14 protein-coding genes are annotated in these 18,593 nt (G+C 40.2%); 9 read left to right on the top strand and 5 right to left on the bottom strand.

From position 1 onward, the window contains the following. The first annotated feature begins 97 nt into the window (after positions 1 to 97). Entirely contained in the window at positions 98 to 1,480 is a 1,383-nt protein-coding gene (gene ccoG, locus GDK41_RS08850; RefSeq protein ID WP_152086068.1) for a cytochrome c oxidase accessory protein CcoG, read from the top strand. A 1-nt stretch (position 1,481) separates the two neighbouring features. Here the strand turns inward: ccoG and GDK41_RS08845 are convergent, their stop codons facing one another. After that, positions 1,482 to 2,336 carry a TIGR02285 family protein gene (locus GDK41_RS08845; protein WP_232056439.1) on the bottom strand — a complete coding sequence of 285 codons (855 nt, stop codon included), beginning with the start codon at positions 2,334 to 2,336 and terminating at the stop codon, positions 1,482 to 1,484. A gap of 288 nt (positions 2,337 to 2,624) precedes the next feature. On the opposite strand from GDK41_RS08845, the gene GDK41_RS08840 reads away from it, so the two are divergent. The 5 genes from GDK41_RS08840 to GDK41_RS08820 all read left to right on the top strand — a co-directional run bounded on the left by GDK41_RS08840 (position 2,625) and on the right by GDK41_RS08820 (position 11,579). After that, entirely contained in the window at positions 2,625 to 3,218 is a 594-nt protein-coding gene (locus GDK41_RS08840; RefSeq protein ID WP_152086067.1) for a hypothetical protein, read from the top strand. Positions 3,219 to 3,242: 24 nt separating this feature from the next. Continuing rightward, on the top strand, positions 3,243 to 4,199 hold the full coding sequence (locus tag GDK41_RS08835; RefSeq protein ID WP_152086066.1) for an acetoacetate decarboxylase: 957 nt from the start codon (positions 3,243 to 3,245) through the stop codon (positions 4,197 to 4,199). 25 nt (positions 4,200 to 4,224) lie between these two features. Continuing rightward, positions 4,225 to 6,468 (top strand): NAD(P)-binding protein, encoded by a 2,244-nt coding sequence (locus GDK41_RS08830; protein ID WP_152086065.1) that lies wholly within the window; start codon positions 4,225 to 4,227, stop codon positions 6,466 to 6,468. A 99-nt stretch (positions 6,469 to 6,567) separates the two neighbouring features. Further along, on the top strand, positions 6,568 to 8,808 hold the full coding sequence (locus GDK41_RS08825; protein WP_152086064.1) for a TonB-dependent receptor: 2,241 nt from the start codon (positions 6,568 to 6,570) through the stop codon (positions 8,806 to 8,808). 77 nt (positions 8,809 to 8,885) lie between these two features. Then, complete coding sequence (locus GDK41_RS08820; RefSeq protein WP_152086063.1) at positions 8,886 to 11,579, top strand: ATP-binding protein; 2,694 nt, start codon at positions 8,886 to 8,888, stop codon at positions 11,577 to 11,579. On the opposite strand, the gene GDK41_RS08815 is transcribed toward GDK41_RS08820, so the two are convergent. Then, complete coding sequence (locus GDK41_RS08815) at positions 11,572 to 12,351, bottom strand: substrate-binding periplasmic protein (RefSeq protein ID WP_152086062.1); 780 nt, start codon at positions 12,349 to 12,351, stop codon at positions 11,572 to 11,574. The genes GDK41_RS08820 and GDK41_RS08815 overlap by 8 nt on opposite strands. Before the next feature lie 187 nt (positions 12,352 to 12,538). Here GDK41_RS08815 and GDK41_RS08810 point away from each other — a divergent pair, with 187 nt between their 5' ends. Continuing rightward, positions 12,539 to 13,432, top strand: a complete 894-nt coding sequence (locus GDK41_RS08810; RefSeq protein ID WP_152086061.1) for a DMT family transporter — start codon at positions 12,539 to 12,541, stop codon at positions 13,430 to 13,432. 46 nt (positions 13,433 to 13,478) lie between these two features. Here the strand turns inward: GDK41_RS08810 and GDK41_RS08805 are convergent, their stop codons facing one another. Next, complete coding sequence (locus GDK41_RS08805) at positions 13,479 to 14,462, bottom strand: 2-hydroxyacid dehydrogenase (protein ID WP_152087553.1); 984 nt, start codon at positions 14,460 to 14,462, stop codon at positions 13,479 to 13,481. Then, a complete protein-coding gene (locus GDK41_RS08800; RefSeq protein WP_152086060.1) occupies positions 14,428 to 14,943 on the bottom strand; it encodes a glutathione peroxidase in 516 nt (171 codons plus the stop codon). Before GDK41_RS08800 ends, GDK41_RS08805 begins: the two co-directional genes overlap by 35 nt. Positions 14,944 to 15,082: 139 nt before the next feature. Between GDK41_RS08800 and GDK41_RS08795 the strand changes: the two genes are divergently transcribed. Then, positions 15,083 to 15,967, top strand: a complete 885-nt coding sequence (locus GDK41_RS08795; protein WP_152086059.1) for an NAD(P)-dependent oxidoreductase — start codon at positions 15,083 to 15,085, stop codon at positions 15,965 to 15,967. 53 nt (positions 15,968 to 16,020) lie between these two features. Here the strand turns inward: GDK41_RS08795 and sbcB are convergent, their stop codons facing one another. Further along, positions 16,021 to 17,472: an exodeoxyribonuclease I gene (sbcB, locus tag GDK41_RS08790; protein ID WP_152086058.1), complete on the bottom strand. Its 1,452-nt coding sequence runs from the start codon at positions 17,470 to 17,472 to the stop codon at positions 16,021 to 16,023. 335 nt (positions 17,473 to 17,807) lie between these two features. On the opposite strand from sbcB, the gene GDK41_RS08785 reads away from it, so the two are divergent. Then, on the top strand, positions 17,808 to 18,473 hold the full coding sequence (locus tag GDK41_RS08785) for a substrate-binding periplasmic protein (protein WP_172971587.1): 666 nt from the start codon (positions 17,808 to 17,810) through the stop codon (positions 18,471 to 18,473). Positions 18,474 to 18,593: the final 120 nt, after the last annotated feature.

The following is an 18,593-nucleotide window of genomic DNA, read 5'->3' as shown; positions in this document are numbered from 1 at the left end:
TTCTTTTTAAAATCAGATGATTAGTTGAGATTTCAGTTTGGTCTGAAAGTTGCAAATGCTGTTGCGTGATATTCAGCAAAATGCAAGTAGATTAATTATGAAGTTTGATTTTAAAGACGAAGATTTAATTATTAAGCCGTATAAACAACCCGGTCCCATTTATATTCGAGAGCAAAAAGGGTATTTTCAAAATATCAGGCGATATTTAAGTTGGCTGTTAATGCTCGCTTTTATTGGGCTGCCATGGATAAGTTATCAAGGCAAGCAAGCTATTTTATTTGATGTGGCGCACCAACAGTTTAGGATATTTGGTACTACTTTTCTGCCACAAGATTTTATGGTCTTAGCTGGAATATTTATGGCAGGTGCCTTTGCACTGTTTTTTGTAACAAATTGGCTGGGCCGGGTTTGGTGTGGCTTTATGTGTCCACAAACTGTTTGGATGCTCATGTTTACCTGGGTTGAGCATCGTATTGAAGGAACTCGCAATCAACGCATAAAGCTAGATAAAGGTCCTTGGCATTTTGCTAAGGTACAAAAGAAATTCGTTAAACATAGCCTTTGGTTAGTAATTTCTTTGCTTACAGCCACTTCATTTATGGCTTATTTTGTACCAGTACATGTCCTATATACACAAATGTTTGCTCTTGAATGGTCTGGTTTAGTGAGTTTTTGGGTGTTTTTGTTTGCTTTGTGTACTTATGGCAATGCCGGTTTTTTACGAGAAAAAATGTGTACGGTGGCATGCCCATACTCGCGTTTTCAATCCGTTATGTTCGATAAAGACACCCTATTGGTGACTTATGATTCAAAACGTGGGGAGCAACGAGGTCGCAGAAAGCGCAAAGATAACCCTAAAGCGCTGGGGTTAGGTGATTGTGTTGATTGCAACTTGTGTGTTGAAGTTTGTCCGGCAGGGATTGATATACGAAATGGACTGCAATATGAGTGTATTAACTGCGGGTTATGTATTGACGCGTGCGACCAAACCATGGACAAGTTTGGCTATCAGAAGGGGTTAATAAAGTATCAAAGTGAACGTCAGCAGGCAAACGAAAAGACAAACCCGTTTAGGCTAAAGTTAATTGGTTATGCGTCCTTAACCGTGCTGGTGCTTATGCTAATGGCAGGTTGGTTAATGCAGCGTACACCGCTTGAAGTATCAGTGATCAGAGATAGAAACGCCCTATATAGAGTAAATTTCGAGGGCACTGTAGAAAACCCGTATACACTAAGCATAATAAACAAAACGCAGCAAGACTTGCATTATGCAGTAAGCCTGAAAGGCCTTGAGGGCGCTACACTAAACTCACCGAATACCATTAAAGTGTCAGCGGGAGAAATGTTACTGGTTCCGATCACTGTTAGCATTGACGGGAATTTGCTTGATAGAAAAACACAACAAGTCACATTTGTTGTGAATGCAATGGAAAACGCAGATATTTCGCTGGAAAAGTCGAGTTATTTTTATCGTAATTAACTTATCCACCAGATATGTTTGTTCGGGTTTGTATTAATTTACTCGTAAGTGTTGGTTGTAACTCTGTGGGCAGCCAGTAAAGCATCACATTTCTAAAAGAGTGTGATGCTTTTACTTTTTTTAGGGCCATGTTGAGCTCAGAGATCAACTCAGGTGTATGTGCTTTTTTTGTGCAGCCAATGTAACCTTGTGCAAAGGTATCCGTCTCTTGAATTGTAAGTTGTGATAATTGGTAGTCGCTGTCTAACAATTGGTGCATATGGTAATGTTCACTGGGATAACCAAGTATTATGTCTACTCGCTTTTTTAGCAGCATTTTTGTAAGGCTTTGCAACGGGTCTTTACCTGGACGAGATACTAGCTGATCAGGTGGAATAGTATTGATAATGCTATCGAGCGCACTGCCAAATGAACGACTTGCGGATATACCAAGTGTTAGCTGATGGCGATGAATAAGTGTTTTCATTGACACTTGCTCACCTAGCTCTAAATTAAGTCTTTTCAAAGTACTACGGCGAATGGCCAGTGATGGAGATAATCCAATTGTCGAGCTTTCTTCTGTATAGTCTATGTGCTGCGCACGCTTTGGTGTTTTGAATAGGGATATCATGCAGTAAAGCTGTTTTGTAGTAGATAGTTCATGTATTGCGCGGCTAGCAGGCATATTGATATATTTAAACTCATAATGGGGTAATGCATCACCCAATAGTTTAATTACTTGCTCATCCCTACCTAATCCCTTTTTAGCGCCTTCTAAAATGTAATAAGGCGCAAAGTCTAAATATATCCAAGTGATACTTTTAGCAAGACTGGTGAAAGATTGTAATAGCAATATCAAAATGCAAAGTCGTAGCATTTGCTCACCTAACGGTTCACTGAAGTATGAGTGTAGCAAATGTACAAAACGTAAACTTTACATGAATGTAAATAAATTGATTTAAAAGTTTTACATTACTGTGTTCACTGCTAAATTTATTAAACCAGCCTGCAAGCAAAAAGCAGTGTTGTACGTTCTTATAAAGAGAAAGGAAATCCGCAAGTTTAGAGCATGCAACTACTGATATACACCATAAGAGTAGTAATTTATAATGGGGGATGGTGTTACATATCAAAGCAATACCAATTTATAAAAAGGAAAGACTCTATGGTAACGCTAATAATTAGTGATATTTATGGGCATACTGCAAATTTGGATGCCTTCGCAAATGAGTTAACTGGTAGCGTGGTTATTTGCTCACCTTATACGAGTAAACAGCCGGTTAGACAAAAAGATGAATCACTTATCTATGATCATTTCGTAAATACAATTGGCCATGATGGTTATATGGCTAAAGTTGAAAAATTTATTGCAGCCCATAACCCTGATTTGGTTATAGGCTTCAGCGCCGGGGCGGTTGCAGCATGGCGTGCTATGGCAAAAATTAAAGGTAGACCACCACACAAACTAATCGGTTTTTATCCCGGTCAGATCAGAAACTATTTACATATTCACCCTAAATGTCCCGTTGACTTGTTATTTCCGCATCAAGAGCCGCACTTTGAATTGACACCGGTTATTCAAACATTGAAGAGAATACCTTGGGTTAATTGCACTCGCACGCGCTACAGTCATGGGTTTATGAATGCACTTTCAAATCAGTTCAACAAATATGCATACCTTCACTATACTCATTTGTGTGAACAACAAATCGTGACACTTCAGCAGTCGCTTGAACAGGAGCAGATAGAAGTGGATTAACTCTAAATGCTAAGGAAATAGATTATGAGCGAAGCGCAATACGGCACATATCAACACTTTTTTGGTAACCCAATTGCAAAACCTCCCTGTAGAATGATTAACGCTATGATGTATGGTTTTTTTATAAAGGGAACGTATGTCTCAATTCAAAACTATGTTGATCAGACCCTCAACAGTGTCCCAAACACGGAGTTTAGCTTCAAAGCTCTATCATCTTATTGCTTACTGACATTTACTGATATTGAAAATATTGCCTCTAAGGTAGAGCCATATAAAAGTTATGGCTGGATGCAAGAAACAGACATAATAATTTGGCTGCCAATTGCACAAGTTGATAGCACAACGAATAAAATGACGCACCTTTATTGGTACCCTGCGTTTATCACTGTGAACAATATTAATGCATTGATAAATGGCCGAGAAACGTGGGGCTACAATAAATATCAGTGCCGTTATGTGATGCCTGATTCATACAAACAAGCCGATCATTTTTCTATGAGCATGGAAACGTTCAACCCGTTTAGTACAGATACAAAAATGGCTTGGCACGAACTGCTCAGTATAGAGAGACAAGCTGATCACGACAGCTGGTTTGAAGAGTTGTTTGAAATCGGTCATGAAGTTGCTGAGTTATTACACTCTAGTAGTGATGATATTCATATAAGTGCTGACTTATTAAAGCAATTCTTATCAGGCTTTACACACCCACAAATGGACCAGATTTTATTCAAGCAATTTCCTGATGGTTTTGCAGAAAATGCGGTTTATAAGGCGGTTGTTCATTCTCCTTCAGAAATTAAACAAATTCATAAAATGGGCTTTTTAAAGGATGAGTTCAAAGTCACAATTAATCGCTTAGATGCTTTTCCTTTAAACGACATGTTTGGAATTGATATAGGCGAGCAGGTAGCAACGCTTCCTTATTATGTATGTATGGACTTTGATCAAGATGGTGCTTACGAAATAGTAAGTGGCGCATAGCTTTAAAACTGCAAGGAATTGAATTATGAGTCAGGAAAAAATCGCGATACTTGGCGGTGGTGTCTCCGCTATGACCGCAGCAGTCTATTTAACTGAGCAAGAAAACTGGCAACAGAAGTACGATATTACCGTTTATCAGTTAGGATGGCGACTAGGTGGTAAAGGAGCCAGTGGTAGAAATGCGCAAATGGGAGAGCGTATTGAAGAGCATGGATTGCATGTTTGGTTTGGGGCATATGTAAATTCATTTAGAGCCATTGAAAATGTTTACAACAAGTTAAATCGACCCAGTGACATGCCATTGAGCACCTGGCAAGATGCGTTTAAGCCGCATAGCTTTGTGGTGTTGCAGGAGTATATTGATAATGAATGGGAGACATGGCCAATAGACTTTCCTGTTCTTGAGGGGAACCCTGCAAATGGCACGTTAGATTTACATTTTTGGCAATTAATTGAAATGGCGGTTGCTTGGCTAAGAAAATTCATCGGCACCTTAGAAGAAGAAATATCTCTGCATCATAAACAAACAAAACTGCAGACTACAAAGCGACGAGACAGAAGCTTACTTCAACATTTAGCAAACCAGGTTCGCCAAGCAGTTGATGATGTCGAAGATGACGTAGAAGATTTTTTTGAAAGCGCCCACGACGAATTAAGAGAAATATGGTCTACGCCATCCATGCTCTCTCAACAGTTACATAGGCTGGTTAACCTAAGAGCTACAGATAAAGATTTAAGTAACTCAAAGGACCGCTTAGTGGTGTGGTATTTGGTACGTAAACTGAAACGTTGGCTAAATAGCGAAGCCATAGAATTGTTGGATGATAACCCCAATATTCGCAGAGCCTACGTATGCGCAGACTTAGGGATCGCAGTGCTAATTGGCCTTATCAAAGACAAAGTGTTCTCTAAAGGTTTTGCCTCCATCAACAATATAGATTTTAAAGCGTGGCTTTCAAAAAATGGAGCAAATAAAGACTACACCGTAGAATCGGCGCCAGTCAGGGGTTTTTATGATCTAGTATTTGGCTATATTGACGGAAATTTTGAAAAAGGTGATGTAGAGGCTGGAGTCGCAACGCTTGCAATGCTACGCATAATGCTTTGCTATCGTGGTGGCGTGATGTGGAAAATGCAAGCAGGTATGGGGGATGTTATTTTCGCGCCTATTTATGAGCTATTAAAAAGCCGAGGCGTGAAATTTGAATTTTTTAATCAGATTGATGAATTGATTCCAAGCACTGATCTACAGGGAAATCATATCGTAGAACAAATCAAAATAACCCAGCAAGTTACCTTGGTTGATGAGGTTTATCAGCCGTTTGTGTTTGTAAAAGGCTTGCCATGTTGGCCAGACAAGCCACTTTTAGAGCAAATATTACCTGAACAGGCACAGCTAATTAAACAACATAATATTAATTTGGAATCGTTCTGGTCTGATTGGTCTAAAGTGTATCAAGCGCAATTTGGTGAGCCTTTACCAACGAAAACGTTACAAAGAGGGATAGACTTTGACAAAGTCATATTCGGTATCTCTGTGGCGTCTTTAGAGCATTTATGTCCAAAACTATTATTGATCGATGAAAAATTAAATGATCAAGCTACAAAAGTGCAAACTGTGGCAACGCAAGCATTTCAAGTGTGGTTGAACAAAACAGATGAACAGCTTGGCTTTAATTATTCACCAGAGAGCGAAGAAAGACCAATTCTAAGTGGTTTCTCACAGCCATTTGACACTTGGGCTGCGATGTCTAATTTAATCGGTGTAGAAGATTGGCCAAGTAATGGGCCAAGCAATATCGCTTATTTTTGTAGCGCATTTGGCTGTGACGACTACCCACCTCAAACGAACTATAGTTTTCCCCATGAACAAAAAGCTAAAGTTAAAACTAATGCACTAAATAAGCTAAAAAATGAGATGCAACCTTTGTGGCCAAACGCCTATAGCGACCAACAATTTGATTGGTCTGTTTTATACGCGCCTAGTGGACAAATTGGTGAACAACGGTTTGATAGTCAGTATTGGAGAGTAAATGTTGACCCAAGTGAGCGTTACGTTTTATCTGTAACGGGAAGTAGCCAATACAGATTAGCAACAGATGGCTCTATGTTTGCAAACTTATACCTTACCGGAGATTGGATTCGTACGGGGGTAAATGCGGGATGTGTTGAGGCTGCCGTGATGGCCGGTATGCAAACTTCAAGAGCGTTATGTGGTTTGCCTGAGAAAATTAGTGGCGAGGATGGTTTTGAACCCGATGGAGCGTAGGAAAAATTATATGTACCTCTCATAATTTTGGTGGAGGATCTGTTAATGAACTATACTCGTGTTCACTAACTTAATGATATGTAATAAAAGAGTAAGGATATGAAACAATCTCTCTCGCTTAGCCTCGTCAGTGCTACCGTTTGCGGAGCTTTCTTAAAGCCCTGCATAGCATTAGACGAACAACCCATTGAAGTTATAGAGGTCTATGCACAAAAAAGAGTGCAATCGATTGATGAGGTGAGTATTGCTATTACGCCAATTAAAGGCAGTGTTATGCGTCATTCTGGTGTAAAAGATACGACTGAGTTGGGGAGTTTTGTAACCAACATGAAAGTGAGCCAAAATGCGGCTGAAGGAACTCCGCCGGCGATTAATATTCGCGGAGTTGGCTTATTAGATTATAACACCGCGAATACGTCACCTGTTGCCATGTACGTTGACGGGGTCTCAGTAGGTTCAGCAAATAACCAGCTTGTAAATTTCTTTGATGTAGAGCAAGTAGAGGTACTAAAAGGACCGCAAGGCACTTTATTTGGACGAAACAGTACAGGCGGGGCGGTGCTGATAAGAAGCAAACGCCCTGATTCGGGTAACTATGGAGAAGTTGAAGTTGGTATTGGTACTGATGAATGGTCAAAAGTACAAGGTTTTTATAATGCCAGCGTGAATGATGAATCGGCACTCAGGTTTGCTGTAAATCATGTAAAGTACGATTATACATCCTACAATTTGCATCCTAGTGCACCCGAAGCTGGCATGGAACAATCAGACTTAAGGCTGAGTTATTTAGCTCAGTGGGATGATTTCAGTGTGTATTTGAAAGCAAATTACAGTCATTGGAACGGTATAGTTCAGCCAGTGGGCAATATTGGTGTAATTGACCCTGAAACTGGTGGAATATGTTCACCAGACAAAGCAAACCAAGGAAGATGCAATGACATCACGGGTTTTAATGATGGAAGCGATGACTTTTGGGCTGTGAATGTAAATAACGATTCACCACATCATAGTATTGGCAAAGGATGGACTGCTGAGATTGACTACCAACTCACTGATAATGCTCAGCTGATATGGATAAACTCATTTAGTCGTCTAGATAGAGAGCATGCTTTTAATTGCGATGGGTCTCCTTTGCGCACATGTGAAGGAAACCTCGGTTTAAAAGCAGAGCTTTTATCTAATGAGGTACGTTATCAAGCCTATGATGAGAATGGCTATCTCACCACTGGGATTTTTCAGCTCCAAGAACGGCTCTATCAAGATAATTATAATGATATTGGTAGAGACATGCGCGGCACACCTAATGGGGCAAATTCTGCCACATTTTTTTATGATAATGAGATACGCAATGGTGTTATTGCGTTGTTCGCTCAGTATGAGTGGCAGTGGCGCACTGATACTACATTAACATTTGGCTTAAGGTATAGCGATGAATCGGTAGATTACGACTCTGTATCGCGTATCAATGTGGTACTCGATCCTAATAATTTAGATGGTGTACTACTTCCTTTTTACCATGTTAAAGGTAGCAATGATGATAGTAGCTGGTCAGGTAAGTTTGCTATAAATCACAATTTGGACAGTAATAAGTTGCTGTATTACAGTTTTGCTAACGGTACCAAAAGTGGCGGATACAATGGCGGCTATTTGTCTAGTCCCGAACAAGCGAATGATGCAGATTATGGAACTGAACATCTAAGCGCCCATGAGGCAGGTGCAAAGCTGAAATTTGGCGATGGCTCTTTAAGAGTAAACTCAGCGGTATTTTACTACGATTATAAAGATCAACAGGTATTTATGAATCAGCCTTCAATGGTGCCGGGTGCTGTACCTCTTCAGCTGTTAAAAAACGTGGGGGCATCCAAAATCTATGGGGCGGAAACAGACATTTTTTACGCTTTTGATATGGGGTTAAGTGTGCAAATTGGCCTTGGCTATTTACCTCATGCCGAATTTGAAGAGTTTGTAGATCCCCTTGGCGTATCGTTGACGGACAACCGATTACCATTTACATCAAAGTGGAATACTAACGCCGCAATTACCTACGTTTTTGCAAACAATGATATTGGAGAGTTTACATCTACTTTGGGAGTGGATTATCAATCAGAATACTTTTTTGATCAGCTTGAAAGTGATTATGCGAAACAAGATAGTATTGCATTGTGGCGATTTAACACGCGCTGGGATACAGGGAGTTGGCAAGCGAATATCTGGGCAAAGAATCTATTCGACAAAGAATACAGCAACTTAAAGTTCGATTTAAGGAACTTTTTAGGTATGCTTGAAGACTTTAAAGGAGAAGGCCGCCGAGTTGGTCTTGATATACGTTATCGATTTTAGCGATTTAAAGGGTAAAAGGATGGAAGTGTAGCTGTGCTTATAGACACATATAAGCACAAAAAATATCAAGGCATTATATGCATTTAATGTTAAAACAATTGCTCATAATTTGTGGGTTTATTTTTTCAAGCCTTTGTTATGGAGACGTTTTTGATTATTCATTGGATAAGCAAGGCGTCAATCTACACGATCATGCGCAATTACTGATTTCCTCCGAAAACACTCGCTTTCCGGATAGTTTTGAAATGATAGAAGGGTGGGCAAGTAATCTGCAGCCTTTGCCTTCTAGAGCACTTTTTTCCGGGCGCTATTGGCTCGTCACAAAAATTACCAATAAATCCAGCATAGAAAAACTGGTTTTGTACCCATACAACACGGTTGTTGATAGTATTGAAAGCCGAATATACAGTGATAATGGCGAGATTCAGCGTTATTTTACCGGCGGACAAAACCCCAATGAATTTGCTTTTCATTACGGTAATACAATCGAACTTAAACCCAATAGGACTTACTACTTAGTCACATCTTTTGAAAGTGAGTTTTTTTATACACCAACAAAACTGGTGATTAAGCCAGTTAAAGATTTTAATGAATTGGTTATTAAAGAAAACTTATTGATGACCCTATGTTTTAGCGTGGGCATTATATTGGGTCTATACAACTTATTGATTTATATAGGTTCAAAAGATGCCACGCATTTGTATTTTGCGTTATTTGCTGGCGTTTGGGTGTTTAGTTGGAGTCATTTTTTCCACATTTCTGATCAACTCTTTGGGTTTTATTCTGCTCACCTCCATTGGCTTGGCTTCTCTCTAGCTCCAATCACAAATGTGTTATTTTACAATAGTTTATTAAAGCTAAAAGAAGAGCGTCCAAATTTATCGGTCGCCTCATTTTGGCTTGGTATTGTGTCAGCCTTAGGGCTGCCTTTTTGCATTTTGTTTCCTGGGTTTGGCTTTTTATGGGCCACGATAATGACCGGTAGTGCGCTATGTTTGGGCATGTATATCGGCTTCTTGCGAGTAATTGATGGCTTTAAGCCTGCTCGATATTTTGTCTTGGCTTATATCGCTATGATGGTGCCCAACATGATTGGAAACTTAACCAATTTAGGTGTTTTGCCAGCCTCTACACTCAATTTGTATCTTTTAGGCCTCGTTGGTACTGCACTCGATGCGTTGTTATTAGCATTTGCGGTTGCTGATAAATTCCGTATAACAAGCGAAGAAAATATAGAGCTTAATAAAAACCTTGAAACAAAAGTGCTAAAACGTACGTACGAGTTAGAGCAGTTGGCGTCTCAACTTAGAGATGCAAGTGAGTCAAAAAGTCGCTTTTTAGCAAATATGAGTCATGAAATTAGAACGCCAATGACATCAATCATTGGTTACGCAGATGGAATAATCCTCGGAGATATCACTCCGCAAGAGCGAAATCACGCGATTAATGTGATATTACAGAATTCACGTCATGTACTTGGCCTAATTAATGACATATTAGATATGTCAAAAATCGAGGCAAATCGACTTGAAATTGAATTGATGGAGTCTGATTTGTTCAAGACAATTGCCCATGTTGAATCTTTATTAGGCAAACAGATAAGAGATAAAGGTTTAGAGTTTGAGCTTAAATATCGCTTTCCTTTGCCTGATTATATTGTCATTGACCCAACTCGATTACGACAGATATTGCTTAACCTAACGTCAAATGCGTTAAAATTTACCACTGTAGGAAAAATAACCATTGATGTTTCTTGTTCTGACGATGTGCTAAAGATTTCAGTAACTGATACTGGTATAGGTATGACTTCTACGGAGCAAAAAGAGCTATTTAGTGCATTTTATCAGGCTGACTCTTCAACATCACGCAAATATGGTGGAACGGGCTTGGGTTTGAATATCTCTCGAAATTTGGCAAATAAGCTCAATGGTGACATTTCGGTAGTGAGTGAAGTTGGCTCTGGTACGGTATTTACATTGAGTTTAGGGCTTTTCACAACGGATAACACGCGTTGGGTAAATAGTTTTGAAGAACTAGCAAATAGTAATCCAGTTAAAGAGCCTGCCGCAGAAAAAGTAAATACAGACTTAAAAGGGGATGTATTGCTAGCGGAGGACCACTCTGATAATAGCAAACTTATTCAGCGTATTTTGGAACGTATGGGATTAAATGTTACCGCGGTAGAAAATGGACAACTTGCGGTGCAAGCTGTGCTTGAGAATGACTACGATTTAATATTAATGGATATTCAAATGCCAGTTATGGATGGCGAGCAAGCTTTGACCTTTATACAAGCGACAGGGTGCTGCGCGCCTATTTTGGCATTGACCGCGAATACTATGCAGCATGAAATTGAGCGGTATCTTAAGTTGGGTTTTACAGATCATCTCTCTAAGCCGATTGATAGAGTTGAGTTTAGTAAAAAAATAAGCCATTACTTGAATATAGCTGTCACGCAAGAGATTGATATTCCTAATGCTGAGTTTGAGCAGCTAAAAAATAAATACATCGCTGGACTATATGAGCAAAAAGTACAAATTCAAAATCAAATGAAATACCATGACTTAGATGGGCTAAGTAAATCAATACATGCAATTAAAGGCACTGCTGGTATGTTTGAGTGTGTCGAGATACAAAACATTGCGTCAAAGATAGATACAATGCTTAAAAACAAATGTACAGAGGATGAAATCCAAGGGCATATCAAAGAATTAGTGATAGCTATGGAGAAGGCAATTTCAAGTTCAAGTCAAACAAATGCTGTCAGTTAGGCCCGCTTTTTGTAAACTGCGCCACCAGGGCATCGATTTTTGGACCTAATACCTCAATCGCTTTATTTACTTTGGCTAATACCTCTTTGTTTTCTGAACTTTTACGTATGAGAAAATGAACCTGATTGTCATGAACAATATATGGCCAAGCGTTAATGTTTTTGTATCCTTTAGTTTTCATCATATAAAGGCCGGTAATTAAATCATCAACAATGAAATCTACTCGCTTTTTAATGAGCATTTCTGCTCGGCGATCAGCGCTAGATATTTGTACGAGTTGTGGTTGATAACGGCTGTCACCGGTAAGTTGTTGTAACTCTTCACCATAAAAAGAGCCAATACTTAAGCCTATCGTTTTTTGTTGGTCCAGTAGTTGGCGTAGGTTAGCTATAGGCTGCGCTTGTGAGTAGCTAAATAAACGCATAGTTTCATTTCTATATGGTTTTGAAAAATAGCCATATTTTGCACGTTCGTTGGTGTAACTGACCATGACGGCAACATCGATATCACCTCTTTCCATTTGGCCCAATGCGCGTGCACTAGAGGGCAGGCGTACGTAATCGACACAGACATCTATTGACGAGAACACCATTTTCGCAATTTCAATATCTAAACCTTTAGCCTCGTCCTTGTCAAAATAAGTGAGTGGAGGCCAATCGGCCACTAGGCCAAGTTTTACTACATGGTCGCATTGTTGCGCATTTACACTATGCGTAATGATGGCCATTAAAATGAAAGAGAGGGTTTTTATTGATGTGTGCAAATTTGTCATTCCAAACTTATAACGTACTAATTTTAGCTGAGCTGAAAGAAAGTGTATCCTTATAAAGGAATTTTAATATTTATATCTTAATGATGAGTAGTCTAACAAGCTATTAGCTCAACCTATATTTATCTAGTTTTATTTATATCAAAGCATCATCATTGCATAATTAAGAAAAAAATAACAAGTAAGATAAATGCAAATAGGAATTGGAGAGTTAGCTGCGATCATGGCAGCATTCGTTTGGGCAAGCTCAACCTTGCTTTATAAACGCTTTAGCCACAGCTTGACACCCTTTGAGCTTAACGTAAGTAAGGGCGTGATTGCTGGGGTTATGATGATATCAGCCATCATTGTTATGCAAGATTGGCAAGCCCCAGGTAACGTACAAAGCTGGTATTGGTTGATATCCAGTGGCGTAATTGGTATTGCGATAGGCGACAGTGCATATTTTGCAGCGCTAAGAAATATCGGACCAGCTAGGACCCTGATCATAGAGTCATTTGCCCCTGCCATTGCCGGATTGCTTAATATAGTTATGTTAGGAACTTATCTATCGTTACAGGCATGGCTTGGTATTGTAGTTACTATTGTTGGTGTTTTGATTGCGCTTAAACCTAGGCAAATACTACCGGATTTAGAGCGTCGTATTTATATAAAAGGAATATGCTTTGCTCTGCTTGCAGCTTTGTGTCAGGCGGCAGGCATGGTTATGTCAAAAGGGGCGATGAATGTTGAGCAAACCAGTAGTCTGTGGGCGGCTTTGATTAGGCTCTTAAGTGGTACGTTTTGTGTTGCTATTATTGTTGTGCTGTTGAAAGAGCATAGTTTTAAGCATGCAATTAGAATTCATGAAGTAGATGGTAGAGGATGGCTGTTAACAGCGATATTTTTTGGCACGTTTATTGGCTTGTGGTTACAACTTCTATCGGTTAAACATACTGACCCAGCTGTTGCACAAACTATTTTTGCAACAGCGCCACTTATGGTCATGACAATTGGGTTTATTAAAAAAGAGCCGGTTACTGTCAATATGGTGCTTGGCGGTATTCTCGCGGTTATTGGGGTCGGTGTACTGCTGCTAGGGTAACTTTTTTAAATGGGAGCAAAGCATGTTTGTTCCCATTTTTTATTCGTTAAAGAACCTGATTTGTTGGCTCTACTTGACCGTCTAACACTTGTTGTAAGTTAAACAGTGTTACATTGGCTATCTGTTCAAGGGCTTCTTGCGTAAAAAAGCCTTGATGGCCTGTGATCAATACATTTGGAAAACTCACCAAACGCATAAATACGTCATCTTGAATAATTTCGTCGCTACGATTTTTGAAAAATAGCTCTGACTCTTGCTCGTATACGTCTAAGCCCAGATAACCAAGAGTTCTATTTTTGAGCGCTCGAATACATGCAGGCGTATCGATAAGTGCGCCACGAGAGGTGTTGATGAGCATGACACCTGGTTTCATTTTGGCAAATGCAGCATCATCAATCATGTGATGGGTGGTTTCACTTAATGGGCAATTTAGGCTAATGATGTCACTTTGTTCAAGCAGCATATCAAAGGAGCTTAATGTATATGAGCCTTCGCCAACATTTGGGTCATATACCAATACATTAGCGCCAAAGCCATTTAGAATTGAAATAAGCGCTTGACCAATTTTGCCTGCGCCAACAACACCCACCGTTTTGTTATGCAGGTTAAAACCCAACAAACCATTAAGATCAAAGTTGTCTTCACGTACTCGGTTATAGGCTTTGTGGGTTTTGCGGCTTAGTGTAAGCATCAAAGCAATACAGTGCTCAGCAACAGCCTCAGGACTATATGCTGGCACGCGCATTACTTTAATTCCTAAAGCGTTAGCAGCTTTGGTGTCAACATTGTTAAAGCCTGCACAACGTAACGCAACAGCTTGAATACCGTATTCAGCTAGCTCAGCTAGTACAGCGCCATTTAATGTGTCGTTAACAAAAGCACACACCGCATCAAATCCTTGGCACAATGCAACAGTTTGTTCATTTAGCGATTCTGTAAAGTAATGCAATTCAATATCAGGGTGTGTATTTAATGCCTTTGAAAAAAAAGGTTTCTCATAGTTTTGCGAACTGAATAGGGCTACTTTCATCATTTAATTGACTCTCAATGACCGGTTTTAATGTGTCTGGTTTGGTCCTTGGCGCGTACCTAGAAACCAGCTCTCCCTGTGAGTTTACTAAAAACTTGGTAAAGTTCCATTTAATTGCACGGTTTTGTGCAATTCCTCTAGTATTTGATTTTAAATAATTAAATAAAGGGTGCGCTTCAGGTCCATTGACATGCACTTTATCACATACAATAAAGCTTAAGCCGAAATGACTTTTATAAAACTCATTTAGCATAGCGCCTTCTAGTGGCTCATTGCGACCAAACTGGTTACATGGGAATGCCAAAATTTCAAAGCCATAGCTTTGATATTGTCGATAAAGTTTTTCTAAAGCACTCAATTGTGGCGCAAAACTGCATTTGCTCGCAATATTCACGATTAGTACGGTTTTACCTTCAAGTTGCTTCAGTGCGAGCGTTTCACCATTGATAAGTTTTACACTGTAGCGATGTATAGTTTCCATAGCGCTCAGACTCCTTGCTCGCTAATTCTAGTATTAAGTTCTTTCATAAGTTATTTATAGCTTTTCATTTGCTATACCCAGTTGAGTTGGGTATAAAAACTCCATTCTCGATACCATAACAGCGAAATAGGACAGAATTATGTCAATGAAAGTTGCATTCATAGGACTTGGAGTGATGGGTTACCCAATGGCTGGGCACTTGGCCCGTGCAGGTCATCAAGTGTGCGTGTATAACCGCACCGTAGAAAAGGCGCAAAAATGGGCCAGTGAACATCAAAGCGGCTATGCAAATACGCCCGTAGAGGCAGCAAAAGACGCGGATATCGTATTTATGTGCGTAGGTAATGATGATGACTTACGTTCGGTTGTTTATGGAGAAACGGGTGTACTTGCGGGTATGCAAGAGGGCGCTATTTTAGTCGATCACACAACAACATCAGCAAAAGTAGCTATTGAAGTTGCTAATCACGCCGCAAAAAAGAATATCGCGTTCTTAGATGCCCCCGTGTCTGGTGGTCAAGCGGGTGCTGAGAATGGAGTACTGACGGTCATGGTTGGTGGCGAGCAGTCTGATTTTGAACGTGTTAAAGATATTATGGCAGCTTATAGTAAGTTTTCTCAGTTGCTTGGTAAAGTCGGCAGCGGGCAAACCTGTAAAATGGTGAATCAGATCTGCATAGCTGGTGTGGTTCAAGGCTTAGCTGAAGGGCTACACTTTGCAAAACAAGCAGGTCTTGATGGTGAAAAAGTGATTGAGACCATCTCAAAAGGCGCTGCGGGTTCATGGCAAATGGAAAACCGCTACAAAACAATGCTTGCGGGTGAATATGAATTTGGCTTTGCGGTTGATTGGATGCGCAAAGACTTAGGCATAGCACTAGACGAAGCGCGTAACAATGGTGCATCTATTCCACTTACAGCCATGGTGGACCAATACTATGCTGACGTGCAAGCGCTTGGAGGTGGTCGCTTCGATACATCAAGCTTATTGGCACGTTTGGACGCAATTCACGACAAAAAATAACTTTTTTCACTTCACTAAAAGTGCCGAACTAGGGTTCGGCATTTTTGTGTAACTTATAAGCTCTGAGCGTAATGGTATAGAGCTTTTAAGATACTTAGGTTTTTTTCATTGCCCTCGTTTTCATGCACTAAATTCTCAAGTGTCAGCATAAAGTCTTCGGCACTAATAGAAGGGTTATCTTCGCCATGCATTAGTTTGTTTTGGCAGTATTTGCGCCACACATCAAGCTCATGTGGGCTCAGTGTTTCTGGCCAATTACGCGCGCGATAACGAAACAACATGGTTGAAAACTTAGCATCTTCAAACTCTAAGTTGAGTGTACCAAGCGCTTGCGGCTGAGCTTGGCGAATAATCGCAAATTTAGCCTTGTCAGCCTTGCTAGTAAAGCCATTATATAGTTGATAGTCAGGGTTGGTTGTTGCGCTAAAGTCCCCTTGTTCATTAAACACTTGTGCAACTTTGTCTCTGAGCTCGGGATGTGCTTTCAGTACTTTAAGATGCTCTAAGCACTGCGCTCTATCAATACCTAAACGAGCGGCATTTTCGGGCAGCAAAGTTTTGGCGGGTGCTAGTATTGGGCACTTGTTAACGTGCACCAACTTTAAACCAAGCGGTTGCTCACCTTCTGCTAAGTCGGTATGTTTGGTATATAAACGTTCGCGCAATTGCTCAACCGATAAATCGAGTAGTACTTGTGGGCTGTGCGTTAGGTTAAAGCACACCAGGGCGTTTTTATTAACTGGATGAAAGCTCATTGGGGCGACCCAAGTGGTACAGCCTTGGCTTGCTGGAATGCGCGATGAGCTGTGAACCAGCGGTTGCATATTGTACACATCGACCATATCCAACAGCGCTTTTTTGTTACGCAATCCAAAGAAAAACTGATACAGCTTAGGCTGTTTTTCTTTAATTAGCTTAGCCAGCGCAATGGTTGCAGTCACATCACTTAGTGCATCGTGTGCCGCACTGTGTTCAATACCATTGGCAACGGTTAAATGTTCAAGTTTAAAGCTTGGCGTACCGTCATCTTTTAATGGCCACTCGATGCCTTCAGGGCGCAGCGCATAACAAGCGCGCACCAAATCTATAATATCCCAGCGGCTGTTGCCATTTTGCCATTCTCGTTCATATGGGTCATAAAAATTACGATATAAGCTGTAACGCGTCACTTCGTCATCAAATCGAATGCTGTTATAACCTGCTACACAGGTATCTGGACGACTGAATTCAGCATGAATTTTGGCCATAAACTCGGCTTCATTTAAGCCATGCTTGAGGGCATGTTGCGGGGTGATCCCAGTGATCAAACAGGCCTCTGGCTGAGGCAAGTAATCTGGGGCGGGCTTGCAATACTCGATTAAAGGTTCGCCGATAATGTTTAAATCAAGGTCGGTACGAATACCTGCAAATTGGCTCGGTCGATCTTTTTGCGGGGACGCACCGAAAGTCTCGTAATCGTGCCAATAGATAGTAGGGCCAGTTAGGCCTTGTTCTTGTGTTGCCATAGAGGGCTTAAACCTTTCACGTTCATTATGTTAAGTCAGCTTTTCGTTGTTATTAGATAACTGTATTAGCAAAAAATCAGCGCTTATTGTCGCATATTGTGAGGGGAAGGGTAAAACCTAATGTGTTTAAGATATATTGGAAGTGAGTATGACCTCAAAAGGCTGTTGAAATCTAAACAGTGTATAAACTATCTAGTTCATTGCATTTGCAACGCCCACTGGCCGCGTAATTTGGCATTCATAGCAGGCATAACTAAACTTAATGAAAAATGAGGTTATGTAAATTCTTTATGGTGCGCTCCTTTGTAGGTTTACTTTGTGTTGTGGTGCTATGTATGCCATTGAGCTTGCTGGCTGAACGTACTCGACTGCATATTTACACAGAGCACTTTGCACCATATACGATAGTTGAACCCGATGGCACACTTGCTGGTAGCGCTGTTACCACTGTAAAAAATGCGCTGGAGCTAGCTGGCTTTGAACCTATTATTGAAATCGTGCCATGGGCGCGCGCATATGAAATGACCTTGACTCAGCCCAACACCATTTTGTTTTCAATGGCAAAAACACCAGAACGAGCACCCCTATTTCATTGGTTATTTAAATTAACTACGTTGAATTATGACTTTTATACGCTCGATAAACCGAGTTTACAATTGACGAGCATGGAGCAAGCACTTTTGTATACCACGGTAGCCATTAGAGGCAGCTATGAAGAAAGCAAACTCACGAACTTAGGGTTTGAAGTTGGCAAAAATTTGGTGTTGGTGGCTGATATGGCGAGCGCTTGGCAAATGCTTGATAAGGGCAGGGTAGACACAATATTTGCCTCACATATTCCCACTCAAAAAACGGATAAAGCGCGTGCTCATTTATACAAAAGACAATCTGCTATAAATGATACTCATGAATTGTTTGTGGTTGCGAGTTTAAAGACATCTAAAAACGTCATCATTTCCCTTAAAAATGCATTTAACTTGCAAGGTACGAATAGTGAATAAGCCCTATGCACGTTTTGTTTAAGTGTTGATAAAAACATCTAAAAAACACATGAGTTGTAAAAATTGACAAATTTCACCCTTTTATTAAGTTTTCACTGTTAAAATAACGCTTTTTTCAGT

Origin of the sequence: Pseudoalteromonas sp. A25, from assembly GCF_009176705.1 — a bacterium.
Lineage (GTDB): Bacteria > Pseudomonadota > Gammaproteobacteria > Enterobacterales > Alteromonadaceae > Pseudoalteromonas.
The sequence above is the reverse complement of the archived record's forward strand: the minus strand, read 5'-3'. Positions and strand labels throughout refer to the sequence as shown.